We start from the raw sequence: 13,557 nt of genomic DNA on the forward strand, positions 1-13,557 counted from the left end.
TACTGGTACAAGAACTATTACAAAGAATACACAAAATGGAGATTCGAGGGAGTAATACCCCACTTTTAGAGTGGGTTGGCGACGGTTTAGCGATTGGATTATTTGAAGATGCAGTAGAACTGACAGGGGAACTAGCCACTTTAGATGAAAAGTTGGCTGGTAGTATCAAAGAATTGATTGCCGAAGAAGAATTTAAAGGCAAACAAGGTAGCAGCTCTTCTATCCGAGTTGGCAGCCAAAGCCCAGTTCGTAAAGTGATTGTTGTTGGCTTGGGAAAACCCGAAGCTTTAAAACTGGAAACTCTTAGAAGGGCGGCGGCGGCGGCAGCAAGGACAGCTAAAAAGCAGAAATGCAAAACTTTGGCAATTCATCTGCCAATTTTTAATAATGACAAAGCACAAACCGCTCAAGCGATCGCCGAAGGAGTTCAACTAGCATTATATCAAGACAATCGCTTTAAATCTGAGCCAGAGGATAAAAGCCCGCAAATTGAACAGGTGGATTTATTGGGGCTTGGAGGACAGGAAGCGGCTATTACCCGTGCCAATCAAATCGCTTCTGGTGTCTTTTTAGCACGGCAGTTAGTTGCAGCACCAGCTAACTCTGTTACACCAATTACTATGGCAGAAACGGCTACACAAATTGCTTCCGAACACGGTTTGCAGCTAGAAATTTTAGAGCAGGAAGACTGTGAAAAGTTGAATATGGGTGCTTTTTTGGGAGTGGCAAAAGCTTCTGACTTGCCACCTAAATTTATTCACCTCACTTACAAACCAGAAGGTACGCCAAGACGCAAGCTAGCGATTATAGGAAAAGGTTTAACCTTTGACTCTGGCGGACTTAACATCAAAGGTGCTGGTAGTGGCATTGAGACCATGAAGATTGACATGGGTGGTGCTGCAGCGACTCTAGGCGCTGCTAAAGCCATCGGTCAACTCAAGCCAGATGTAGAAGTGCATTTTATTTCTGCTGTCACTGAAAATATGATCAGCGGTCATGCAATGCATCCCGGTGACATCCTCACGGCTTCCAACGGTAAGACGATAGAGGTAAACAATACCGATGCCGAAGGACGTTTGACTTTAGCAGATGCTTTAGTCTTTGCTGATAAATTAGGCGTGGATGCAATTATCGATCTTGCAACCCTTACAGGGGCTTGTGTTGTAGCCTTAGGAGAAGACATTGCCGGTTTATTTACGCCTGATGATGCTTTGGCTACCCAGTTAGAAAAAGCTTCAGAAGTTTCAGGGGAAAAGATTTGGCGATTGCCAATGGAAGAGAAGTACTTTGAAGGGCTGAAATCCGGTATTGCTGATATGAAAAACACGGGTCCGCGTGCTGGTGGTTCCATCACTGCTGCTTTATTCCTCAAGCAGTTTGTGAAAGATACAGCTGCTTGGGCACACTTAGATGTAGCAGGTCCCGTTTGGGCTGACAAAGAAAACGGCTACAACGGACCGGGTGCAACTGGCTTTGGTGTTCGTACTCTCGTTAATTGGGTATTGAGCGAAGTGTAATAGTTTCACTCTTGTGGGGCGGGCGTCTGTCCCACAAGGGTGTTCCTAAAAAATTACATAATTGGTGGCTGCTATTCTTGTAAGGTGGTTTTGAGAAGACGCCGTGCAGTTTGGTTTAAGCTTTCTGCTAGCTGTTAGTGTTGCTGCCAATTAATGTAGAGCGGATGATTTTGGGAAAGGAGTCATTAATTATGAAAGGAGGGAGCAAGTATCAACCACTTTTTGAATACCTGCAAAACAGCGATCGCACAGAAATCACCCTGACTTTTGCAGAAATTGAGACGTTAATGAGTAACAGTTTACCAGAAACAGCACGAACCCAACGGCGTTGGTGGGGAAATCGCAGCAAAGGCGCATTACAAGCTTCCGCTTGGATGAACGCAGGATACGTTGTTGGAGAAATTGACTTAGAAACAGAACGTGTAACGTTTCGCAAGCCTAGTAGTGGCTACAAAGTTCAATCTGTGACAGACACTACAAAGTGGAATAGCGATTCAATTAAAGCATTACGTTTGAAGATGGGGTTGACACAATCAGAATTGGCTGAGGAATTAGGTGTCCGCCAACAAACCGTTAGCGAGTGGGAAACTGGAATATATGAACCAACTCGTGCTACATCAAAACACTTGAATCTGGTAGCTGAGAAAGCTGGATTTAAGTACAAAACAGAAAAATGAACAAATATACTATTAAAGTATTGACAAGATTACACGTTAGCGTGTAAATTGATAGAAGCTGATAACAAAGCTTTTGCTTTTTCCATGCAGTAAAAGGTCGTGTTGGCAGCTAACTTGCGTTGAAATCTACGTCGTATTATGGTGGGGTATTATCCACCATAGACGATTTTTGTTGAACTTACAGTAGATTGCAAATAAATGAGGTATAGATTGCTGTAAGGGCGCAAGGCATTGCGCCCCTACCTATCAAAAAGATAGCGGGAGCGTGAGAACCCCTACCTTTTAAGGAGGGGATGAAACGCGACCCGCAGGACTTTAGTCCGACGTTTCTCCTACTTTCCTCGTTGATTTTCAATATAATTTTTAACTACCTCAGTGCTGACCTGACCTGTTGACGCTACAAAATAAGTCGGAGTCCACAAAGCAGGTAGTTTTTTTAATTCTGGAAATTCTTTTCTTAAGTGGTGCGATGCTCGACCTTTTACCCATCTAGCAATATCAGCAGGTGACTCATGGGTAGGAGTGTTGACAAAGAAGTGTACATGGTCGGATTGTATTTCCAGAGCAATCAGTTTCCATCCATGCTCAGTAACGAGTTCAAAGATAATCTCTTGTAATCTGTGCGCTAGATCTCCTGTTAATACTGGCTTACGGCGTTTTGGAACAAACACAAAATGATAGTTAATAGACGATATGGAGTTTTCAGTCCGTCTGTATTCGTAGTCTTCTTGCAAACTTTGCTTATGCCGGGGAACCCGTCCACCGCAAGTTTGCGCTTCTTGAGAAAGTTTTGCCATTCCTTGAATGTTTGTTGACGCTAGTTGTAGTAGCAATGATAATTAACAACAGGAGGTGATGACAAGTTGTACAGAACAATACCAATTAAAGCAAGATTTACTGATGAAGAGTTAGCCTTTTGGATTAATCAGTGCGAACACGCTAACAGTCTGATTAATTCAGCAATTTATCACACTAAGCAAACTCATTACAGTCGGTTAGAACAACAAGGTGATGCATTCACAACTTACTGGCGCGCTGACGAATTACGCTACGGGTGGAAGACGTACAAGTGCAGCACGACTTACCCTGAATTAGATAAAGTTCTCAAAGACAGTCCACATTACAAAGCAATGGCTGCACAGTCAGCGCAGCAAACGCTAAAAACAGTAGGGGAGTCAATCACCAGTTACAACGGATTAGTGAAAAAATATTATCAAGGCGACGTTGATAGACCTTCGTTGCCAAGATATAGAAAACGTGGTGGTCTTGCTGCTGTCACATTTCCAAGACAAGCACTTACTTACAAAGATGGTTGTTTCAAACCTTCCATCAGTAAAGAAACAAAACCTCATTTACTAACGGAGATTGCTTTAGCGATACCAGAATTTATTGATTCAGATTGGGTTAAGGAAGTAACAGTACGTCCTTATCTTGGTGAAGTGTGGATCGATTGGGTGATTGATGATGGTAAACAACCAATTGATGTTAACCCTCACCTTGATTACACCCAAGCTTGGTCATTTGACCACGGTGGTACAAACTGGCTAACAGGTGTTTCGACCCGTGGAAAAAGTTTAATTATTGATGGTCGTAAGCTTAAGGCAATGAACCAAGGTTATTCCCGTTTGGTTGCCAAGTACAAGCAAGGTAAATCAGATTTCTACTGGAATAGCAACCTAGACCGAGTGCAACGCCAGCGCAATAATCAAATGCGTGATGCTGTTAACAAGGCAGCAAGATTCATTGTTAACCAGTGCCTTAACGATCGCGTTGGGAACCTTGTTGTCGGTTGGAACGATGGTCAAAAAAGTGGTTCCAGTATGGGGAAGCGTGGTAATCAGAACTTTGTGCTCATTCCCACAGGACGATTGATTGAACGATTAAAGCAACTTTGCCCAGAATACGGAATACAGTTAACAATTACTGAGGAAGCATACACTTCTAAAGCGTCTTACCTAGATGACGATAGCCTCTACAAGCATGGTGAAAAACCCACAGGATGGAAACCGTCAGGTCAAAGGGTAAAGCGCGGATTGTACAAAACTTTTCAAGGATGGCTAATCAATGCGGATTGCAATGGTGCAGCTAATATAGCCAAAAAAGTAGCCACACAGCTAGGCTTGAACCTGGTCGAGGTGGGTAGGGGAGCCTTGACACTCCCAAGACGAGTTGATTTGTTTAAGGGATTATCCAAATCATTTCGTATACGTTGCGGAGTGGGTCTATAAGACCCCGTAGCAACAACAGTTTAGAATCCCCCGTGTTTCCAACCGGGGGAGATGTCAATTACTGTGTACTTCAGTTACCTGACAAATAGCGTTTATTTCCTTTCTGGATGGTCTTTCTCCTCTTGAGATGGAGTACCCATGTGGTTAATTGTTGCAATCAGCTGATACATTCTCCCTAAATCTCTTTGGTTGAAGTACAAAACAAGGCGAGGTAGATTGAAGGTTTCATCCTGTGCTTCTTGAGGTAATGCTTGGCTCTTTTCTATCCGTCCCTTAACTAAAATGTCACCAAACTTAGCATTGAGTTGTTCGACTTCAGCATCAGATAATTCTGATTTAAGACGGATAACTAAGCGATCGCTCACATAACGGCTGGAGTGATACACTTGGTAAAAGCCAGTGATTGCGTTACACGCCACATCCAAATCGTCTGTTACCGTATAAAGACTGGGATCGTCAGGGCTCACCAAACCTTTTTTTACCAGCTGTTCGTTGATGTATTCGCTCCAAGATCGCCAGTAATCGCCTCCAGGAAAGTCGATTAAAACCACCGGTACCGGACCAAATTTTCCTGTCTGACTCAAAGTCATGCATTCAAAAGCTTCGTCTTGAGTGCCAAAACCACCGGGAAATAGGGCAATGGCATCGCTTTCTTTCAGCAGAAATAGCTTGCGGGTAAAAAAATACTTAAAGTGAATGAGTTTTGGATCTCCCTCAATAACTGGGTTTGCTGTTTGCTCAAAGGGTAACTGAATGTTTAGACCAAAAGAATTTTCTCTTCCGGCACCTTCATTCCCAGCTTGCATGATTCCACCACCGCCACCCGTCATCACCATGAACCCCAGTTGAGAAACACAGCGAGCAAAATCATAAGCCATGCGGTATTCCGGGCTTTCTGAGGATAAACGTGCCGAACCAAAGATCGTGACTTTCCGAACGTGTCGGTAAGCATAAAAAAGCTCAAAACCACGTTCCATATCAGCTAGGGCAGCTGATAAGATTTTCCAATCTAGGCGATCGATTTCACTCTTTGCCAAACGCACTATGGTAGATAGTGCCTGTGTGACATACTGCCGATTTTTTGATGTCGGTAAGTGTTCAAATAATTCAGCGATAGCTGCCTGGAGAGAATCCAATGTGTCTAACGACTCAGATGAGGTCATGAGAAGTTTCGCCAAAATGGCTTTAATTCTAGATTAATTTAATGTGGAATCAAAAATATAGCAATCCTAAATTATTCCTAAGAAATTTATGATGGCTTCGGCGAATATAATTCGTCACTGTGCAAACAAAGTACACCTACGTGGACTTTATTAAAATAATCCACAGAGTTAAGCTTCGCCTGTATAGCTGGGATTTTTAATTGCTAGATAATGAATTAAATTTTACCTCTATCTTAGCCAGATTTATTAAGTATTTTCTCACAGTTCAACTAGGATTGCTATAGTTTCTATTTACTTTAATTTAAAGGTGATGGAAACAGCTACTGCCAGTCCTGACAGAAGAAACCACACAAGAAATAATAAGTGTTGATTTTGCCGCAAATGCAGTATAATATACAGAATTGAAAAAGCGCCTCCAGCTACCATAGTGTCGGCGCTTATATGAAAACATAATAAAAATTACGGGCTTCGTAAGTTTTAACGAGAGGTGCAGTATATTGCAACCTCTCTAGCTTATTGGCGTAAATTTAGTTTATGTTTGAGAACGCGAAGTTCTCTCAATAGACCTGTTGTTGCTAGCGCCTTAAAGATATTTCTCCAAAGTGTTAGCTAATGTAGTTTTAGGAACAGCACCGACGACCATATCAACTTTTTGCCCACCCTTAAAAATCATAAGCGTGGGAATGCTGCGGATGCCATATTGACTTGCAACATTAGGATTTTCATCGGTATTGACTTTGACTACCTTCAATTGACCTTCGTATTGGTTGGCAATCTCATCTACAACAGGAGCAACCATGCGACAGGGTCCGCACCAAGGGGCCCAAAAATCAACTAGAACAGGAACCTCGCTATCTAGGACTTCCTGTTTAAAGGTAGAGTCTGTAACTTGTGCGGCTGCTGACATGCCTAAAGACCTTTGCCTATCTTATGTTTGAGTTTGCTGAAAATTCTACCATAGCAAAAACCTCTGCAATGGAATGTGCTGTGTACTTTTGCTTAGTAGTAGTAAAACTTCATCCTAAAGTCGCATAAGGAACCGCCCGAACGGTAGTCCGGGCGGAGTGTGGTGTGAGGAGTGAACGGAAACATGCGTCTCCGCTATTTCTATTCTAGGCGACATATGAGATTTTTCCAGATGTAGTTTGAAATTTGGTTAGTAGTTAGCGATCGGCTGTATAGTACATATGTACTAAGATCCAACAACTAACTACTAAAAACTAACAACTATCTACTTACCCATACCCAGTTGCTGGGCTTTCTGATACACCTTACCTTCAGTTAACAGGGAAGGAGCAATGACCACATCGACTTGTTGCATTTCTTTAATATTTTTGGCTCCCAAGGTACCCATGCTAGTCTTTAGTGCCCCTAAAAGATTGTGAGTCCCATCATCCAATTGTGCGGGTCCTCGGAGAATCTGCTCTAAACTACCTGTAGTACCGACTTTAATGCGCGTACCGCGAGGGAGGACTGGGCTGGGTGTTGCCATTCCCCAATGATATCCACGCCCTGGAGCTTCAGCCGCTCTGGCGAAGGGAGATCCAATCATCACTCCATCAGCACCGCAGGCAATGCATTTACAGATGTCGCCACCAGTGATTAAACCGCCATCAGCTATCACAGGTACATACTTGCCTGTTTCTTGATAGTAATCGTCACGCGCAGCCGCACAGTCTGCTACTGCAGTTGCTTGAGGAATACCTACACCTAAAACACCGCGAGAAGTACAAGCAGCTCCAGGACCAATTCCCACCAGCACAGCAGCGGCTCCTGCTTTCATCAAATTGAGGGTAACATCGTAAGTGACACAATTCCCCAAAATGACAGGTATTGGCATTTCCTGGCAGAATTTAGCCAAGTCTAGCGGAACAATTGAATCGGGAGACAGGTGTGCAGTTGAAACAACTGTTGCTTGCACAAAAAAGAGATCTGCTCCTGCTTGAGCAACAACAGAACCGTATTTGCTAGCCCCTGCAGGTGTAGCACTTACAGCGGCAATTCCCCCTTGTTCTTTGATTTCCTTGATTCGTTGTTCTATAAGTTCTGGTTTAATGGGTTCGGCATACAATTCTTGCATTAAAGGAACAAATTCCTCTTTACCAACCGAAGCAATGCGGTCTAAAATTGGCTCTGGATCTGCGTAGCGAGTTTGGATGCCTTCCAAATTGAGGACTCCCAATGCTCCTAGCTGTGACAAACGCACAGCCATGCGGACATCCACTACGCCATCCATGGCACTAGCAATAATCGGGATTTCTCGCTTAATATTGCCAATGCTCCAGCTTGTGTCTGCCAAACTGGGATCGAGTGTTCTCCTACCAGGAACAAGTGCAATTTCATCGATACCGTAGGCTCTGCGAGCTACCTTTCCCCGCCCAATTTGAATGTCCACGCTCTTTATGTTCCCAAATCTATTTAAGCTAGGGTATCAAAATTACAGGGGAGTTGCAGAGATTTTTCTCTCAGTCAGTTTTGTAAACTAAATATTACAAAAATATTACAAAATCGGGTATCTCGTACTCCACTACACCTCTATTTGAGCCACAATAGAGTTGTTACTACTTATTTTTCATTCAGATTCCCAACCCTTGATTCAATCTGAAACGTTAGAACTACTCGAATGGTCTCGCCTCTGCCAGCATTTGTCTACCTTCGCAGCGACAAAGTTGGGAGTTATTGCTGCACGTCATTTAACAATTCCTGAGTCTCAAGCCCAAAGCGAACAGTTATTAGCTCAAACTAAAGAAGTCTACGAACTGGAAAGCCGTTTGAATGCAGGGCTTTCATTTGATGGAATTCAAGATATTGGCGATTCTCTAGAACGCGCTGAACTGCAAGGAATTTTGGCAGGGGACGAACTACTGGCTATTGCCACAACTTTAGCAGGCTCCAGAAATTTACGTCGTGTTATCGACAACCATCCAGATTTGTTGATACTTAACGAACTTGTAGCCGATTTACGAACTTACCCAGAATTAGAACAAGAAATTCACCGATGTATTGATGAAAGAGGACAGGTTGCTGACCGAGCTAGCCAAAAACTTGATGAAATTCGTATTTCCTTAAGGCAATTACGCGGTCAGATTATCCAAAAGCTGCAAAATATTATTCAAGCAAAATCAAGTGCGGTTCAGGAACAGGTGATTACACAAAGGGGCGATCGCTTTGTGATCCCTGTAAAAGCACCCCAGAAAGATGCCATACCAGGAATAGTTCACGATACCTCAAGCAGTGGCGCAACATTGTACGTAGAACCAAATTCTGTAGTGCCACTAGGCAACCAACTGCGACAATTACTGAGAAGAGAACAAGTAGAAGAAGAAGCGATTCGCCGCAATCTAACTCAACAGGTAGCAGCAGTCAAACCAGACTTAGAAAAGCTTTTGGCGATCGCCACCACCTTAGACCTCGCTGTTGCCAAATCGCGCTATAGTTTCTGGCTCAAAGCCAATCCTCCCCGCTTTATCGATTTCCAGGAAAAAGAAAGCATTACTTTGCGGCGGTTACACCATCCACTTCTAGTTTGGCAGCACCAACACGAACAGGGCCATCCTGTCATTCCAGTTGATTTGTTAATTCAGCCGCAAATTCGGGTAGTTACTATCACAGGACCAAATACAGGTGGTAAAACAGTCACCCTAAAAACTCTGGGCTTGGCTGCATTGATGGCAAAAGTCGGTTTGTTTGTACCTGCTCGCGAACCAGTAGAAATACCTTGGTTTGAACAGATACTGGCAGATATTGGAGACGAACAATCGCTGCAACAAAACTTATCTACTTTTTCAGGGCATATCCGCCGTATTAGTAGGGTTTTAGAAGCGTTGGATGAGGACACGGGGGATAAGGAAGACAAGGGAGACACGGAAGACGCGGAGGAATCCTCCCTCACTCCCTCACTCCCTCACTCTCCTTCTCCCAATTCCCTAGTCTTATTAGATGAAGTAGGTGCGGGAACAGACCCAGCAGAAGGAAGTGCTTTAGCGATCGCGTTGCTACAATATTTGGCTGACAATGCACTGCTAACGATCGCCACCACTCACTTTGGGGAACTCAAAGCGCTGAAATACCAAGATGAACGGTTTGAAAATGCTTCTGTAGAATTCGACGAAAGTACGCTTTCACCAACTTACCGCCTTCTTTGGGGTATACCGGGACGTTCTAATGCTTTGGCGATCGCCCGTCGCTTGGGATTAAAACAAGAAGTTGTGGAACGAGCAAAAACACAACTTGGGGGCGCAACCGACGAAGTTAACCAAGTTATTGCTGGCTTGGAAGCACAACGCCGCCGTCAGGAAACTAAAGCCGCTCAAGCACAAGATTTGTTACAACAAGCAGAACGTTTGTACAAAGAAGTCTCTGACAAAGCAAGGAATCTAGAGGAAAGAGAACAAGCATTGCGTGTTTCACAAGAGGTAGCAGTTAAAGAAGCCATTGCTCAAGCAAGAAGTGAAATTGCTCAAGTCATTCGCCGCTTGCAACAAGGAAAGCCTACAGCGCAAGATGCCCAGCAAGCAACAAATGTATTGAGTGAAATTGCTGAGAAATACACAAGCCCACCACCACCAAAACCCAAAGTAGGATTTATTCCTAAAGTAGGCGATCGCATCCGCATACCTAAGTTAGGGCAAACAGCAGAAGTATTAACCGCTCCCAATCCTGACGGGGAGTTAACAGTTCGCTTTGGGATCATGAAGATGACGGTGAAATTGGAAGACCTAGAATCCCTCAACGGTCAAAAAGCCGAACCAGTCTCTAAACCCAAACCAGCACCAGCACCAGCACCAGCCCCGCAACCAGCCCCAGCCATTCGTACATCTAAAAATACAGTCGATATACGCGGACGCAGGGTTCCTGATGCGGAAATTATTTTAGACAAAGCCATTTCAGAAGCTAGCGGACCGCTCTGGATTATTCACGGACATGGTACGGGTAAGTTGCGACAGGGAGTTCATGCCTTTTTGCAACAGCACCCACAAGTTAGCCGTTATGAGGCTGCAGAGCAAGCTGATGGAGGCACTGGGGTAACAGTAGCTTATATTGGTTAGTGGTTAGTTATTCGTCCTAGATTGGACTCCGCAGTTATCAAGATAAATTAATTGTTTATCAAAAAAAATTAATTTATCTTATAGCTTTGTGAAAACAGTTTTTCGTCATAGAGTAAAACAAAGACATTTGCTGTTGTCCACTAGTGATAGAAGCTGTAGCTGTCGTTGCAGCATATCCTGTAAGGAAACCATTCTGAGTTAAAAAAAGTCTGGTTTCAAAATGGGTAACAGCAACAGCCCCTACCAGCCCGATCACCTATGCTGAAAGTTATGCACACTGCCGCCAATTCACCCACCCCAAATTCGCAGTGGGAGGATTTAATCAAAATTGGTGCCCCGAACTCAGTTCACTGGGATAATATCAAAACCCAGCTGGATTTGGTGCTGTTGGCGCTAGAAACATTAACTGGCATTGGCTCAGAGGCAATGCTACAAGCGGCAGTTCAATTGGATTTAGAGTCAAGAGTACCAGACCGAGTGGCGTTGTGGCGACTGAGACAGTCAAATCCACTGCGTAAAGGTCAAGGAGGGCGAAAAAAACTAGACGTAGAAGAAGCTAGAGCACTTGTTTTGATTATTTGTTACTTAGCAAAACAGCACCAAGAGTTGATCCGCCGTGCTGTTGGGCTATTAGAACAAATGGCGGAAAACAATCGCGAACCACATCAGGCTGCTTTACTGGGAGATTACATCGATGCTTTCTGCAACACCTACCAAGAACGGATGGAGGAAGACGAAACAATCTCCACAGATGAACTTACCCACCTGGCTTTAAAACTTCTTATAGATGTACTTTTTTATAGTAGTCCCGGTGGGCATCGCCGTCTCTGGCTTGCACTCATCGACCGTTCCACAAAATTTTAGATTTGAGATTTCAGATTTGAAAAGTCACGCATCCAAAATCTAAAATCAAAAATTCAAAATAACTTGCTTGCAGTTACTGCCATGCCTGTATCAAATCCTACAATTCGTCGGTATACACCACCTACTTGTACTTTAGAAATCTTAGCGCAAAGCTCGGCTTTATCAAGGTGGATGGGTAAATCTGTTCTGAAGCAGCTTCGCTTTGAGCTTCGCTTTGACGATCCGCAACTTCCAGACGAAAAGAAAGTTGCCATTAGAGGCGATAGCGAGCAACTTGACGCTTTGTGTGTAGCAGTCACAAACTACGTTCAAGAATTCTTACAGATGTCTCCTGAAAGCTTCTGGGCAAATTTCTCATCAATAAGAGATATCAGCCAAGCATCAGATGAAACACTAGTGCCAGATTTGACGACTTCTTCAACGGCAACTACCACAATCGACCCTTTAAGCGATAAGCCGGGTACGGCTTACGCCAAAGGCGAACGCGTGCCTAGAGGAGATATATACTTACAACCAAATAGCCATTTAAAACACAGTTTGTTTCTCGGGTCTCTGGCAAATCCAACATCTGGTGGAGTTGTTGAGTTAAGTTTACTGCAATTGTTCGACTTGGCAACGGCATTGGATGAGTACTCGACTGATGTCATGGCACTCCCAGACCTCAATTCTCGTTCTAGAGTCTCTCCCATTCCTGTTTGGGCTCCTGTTGCTGCAGTCTTGGTCATAGGTGTAGGTTTGGCACCCATAACTTTGCAGTATGCAAATCGTCTCAGACAAGAGCAGCAAACGGCTGGAAAATCGACTTCCTCATCACAAACAATTGCCTTACAAGATTCTCCGCCATCAAATCTATCATCGCCTCTACCGACACTTAGCCCTTCAAACAATAATCTAATAACGCAGCCACTACCAACTTTTGGTGCGAACTTTCCATTACCTCCGTCTGGAGAAGCCCCATCAGCTCAAACATTCCCAGTCTTACCACCAACTCCTCCACCATCTTCCCAACCTCAAAAACCTTCCATATCGCTAGCATCCCCCACATCTACCTTCCCAACTGCTAATGGGGCTGCTCCTAACGTTGCGATTTTGCCCAAAGGGAGTTTACCATCCTCAAAGACATCACTTGCCGTACCAAGTACAATTCCCCCTCTTGCGTCCTCTCCACAAAACACTGCGTCTTTGAATAAAACCCCCAGCGAAAGAATTACTCTTCAACCAAATGCAAAACAAAGCGCTCTAACATCAGCCTCCAGAGGTAACATACCTGCTTTATCATCCGAGTTTAAGAATCCACCGAGCTTGGGCAATCCAGAACTTGGATCTCCTTCAAATATCCCTGCAGTTCCCGCACCTCTACCTAACATACCTTCTAACTTATCCAGTGCTAGAGGAGTTCCACCACTCAATGCTACGACACCGAGTGATACTGATGCACTGATTGCTAGATTGCGTCAAGGTCGCAAACCTAACAATACACCTACTGAGTTAGCAGCTAATAGTACAAACGATAGGTTGTTTGATACATTACAAGTTTCAGAAGCAAGAGAGTTTTTGACACAGCGATGGGAACCACCTAGTGGTTTGAAGCAAGCGATCGAGTACAGTTTAGTGGTAGGTGTAGACGGTTCCATAGAAAGAATCATGCCTTTAGGAAAAGCCGCGAGGGATTTTGTTGACCGTACCGGAATGCCTCTCATTGGCGAACCTTTTGTATCTCCTAGCAAGAACGGACAAGCTGTGAGAATTCGAGCAGTTTTTAGTCCTGATGGCAAGGTACAAACTTTTCCTGAAAAAGATTGAGAACTCGATCGGTATTAGCACCAATAGCATTGAATGTAACAGTCAATACAATGGCGGTCAAATTAACGTGCTTAATCTTTGGGTGTAGGGTCCATACAAGAATTGATGGGGCTAAAGTCGAAAGGCTGCTTTCGCAACACGAGGCTCTTAAGTAAAAAATTTACCAGCCAAAATCCCACATGGTATAACACCATAACAATAACGTATAAAAACACTTCATAAATAAGAGGACTGGTATTACCAGTCCTCTATATGTA

10 protein-coding genes are annotated in these 13,557 nt (G+C 43.9%); 6 read left to right on the forward strand and 4 right to left on the reverse strand.

The window, feature by feature from the left end; genetic code table 11:
- Nucleotides 1-35: 35 nt before the first annotated feature.
- Together HC643_RS26570 and HC643_RS26575 are read left to right on the forward strand one after the other, a co-directional pair.
- Complete coding sequence (locus HC643_RS26570) at nucleotides 36-1,517, forward strand: leucyl aminopeptidase (RefSeq protein WP_038084500.1); 1,482 nt, start codon at nucleotides 36-38, stop codon at nucleotides 1,515-1,517.
- Nucleotides 1,518-1,708: 191 nt separating this feature from the next.
- Complete coding sequence (locus HC643_RS26575; RefSeq protein ID WP_038084531.1) at nucleotides 1,709-2,194, forward strand: helix-turn-helix domain-containing protein; 486 nt, start codon at nucleotides 1,709-1,711, stop codon at nucleotides 2,192-2,194.
- Between the two features lie 332 nt (nucleotides 2,195-2,526).
- Here the strand turns inward: HC643_RS26575 and tnpA are convergent, their stop codons facing one another.
- Nucleotides 2,527-2,991, reverse strand: coding sequence for an IS200/IS605 family transposase (gene tnpA, locus HC643_RS26580; RefSeq protein ID WP_237265948.1), 465 nt, complete (start codon nucleotides 2,989-2,991; stop codon nucleotides 2,527-2,529).
- 66 nt (nucleotides 2,992-3,057) lie between these two features.
- Between tnpA and HC643_RS26585 the strand changes: the two genes are divergently transcribed.
- On the forward strand, nucleotides 3,058-4,422 hold the full coding sequence (locus HC643_RS26585; RefSeq protein WP_038084502.1) for an RNA-guided endonuclease InsQ/TnpB family protein: 1,365 nt from the start codon (nucleotides 3,058-3,060) through the stop codon (nucleotides 4,420-4,422).
- A gap of 92 nt (nucleotides 4,423-4,514) precedes the next feature.
- On the opposite strand, the gene HC643_RS26590 is transcribed toward HC643_RS26585, so the two are convergent.
- From HC643_RS26590 to HC643_RS26600, 3 genes are all read right to left on the reverse strand, one after another.
- Entirely contained in the window at nucleotides 4,515-5,585 is a 1,071-nt protein-coding gene (locus HC643_RS26590; RefSeq protein ID WP_038084504.1) for an LOG family protein, read from the reverse strand.
- Nucleotides 5,586-6,168: 583 nt separating this feature from the next.
- On the reverse strand, nucleotides 6,169-6,492 hold the full coding sequence (gene trxA / locus HC643_RS26595) for a thioredoxin (protein ID WP_038084506.1): 324 nt from the start codon (nucleotides 6,490-6,492) through the stop codon (nucleotides 6,169-6,171).
- Between the two features lie 324 nt (nucleotides 6,493-6,816).
- On the reverse strand, nucleotides 6,817-7,980 hold the full coding sequence (locus HC643_RS26600) for a GuaB3 family IMP dehydrogenase-related protein (RefSeq protein ID WP_038084508.1): 1,164 nt from the start codon (nucleotides 7,978-7,980) through the stop codon (nucleotides 6,817-6,819).
- Between the two features lie 196 nt (nucleotides 7,981-8,176).
- Here HC643_RS26600 and HC643_RS26605 point away from each other — a divergent pair, with 196 nt between their 5' ends.
- The 3 genes from HC643_RS26605 to HC643_RS26615 all read left to right on the forward strand — a co-directional run bounded on the left by HC643_RS26605 (nucleotide 8,177) and on the right by HC643_RS26615 (nucleotide 13,300).
- Nucleotides 8,177-10,633, forward strand: coding sequence for an endonuclease MutS2 (locus tag HC643_RS26605; protein WP_038084510.1), 2,457 nt, complete (start codon nucleotides 8,177-8,179; stop codon nucleotides 10,631-10,633).
- A 258-nt stretch (nucleotides 10,634-10,891) separates the two neighbouring features.
- Entirely contained in the window at nucleotides 10,892-11,497 is a 606-nt protein-coding gene (locus HC643_RS26610) for a DUF3038 domain-containing protein (RefSeq protein ID WP_038084512.1), read from the forward strand.
- Between the two features lie 81 nt (nucleotides 11,498-11,578).
- On the forward strand, nucleotides 11,579-13,300 hold the full coding sequence (locus HC643_RS26615; protein WP_038084514.1) for a DUF4335 domain-containing protein: 1,722 nt from the start codon (nucleotides 11,579-11,581) through the stop codon (nucleotides 13,298-13,300).
- Nucleotides 13,301-13,557 lie beyond the last annotated feature (257 nt).

It is taken from the genome of Tolypothrix bouteillei VB521301 (genome assembly GCF_000760695.4).
Taxonomy (GTDB): Bacteria; Cyanobacteriota; Cyanobacteriia; order Cyanobacteriales; family Nostocaceae; genus Scytonema; species Scytonema bouteillei_A.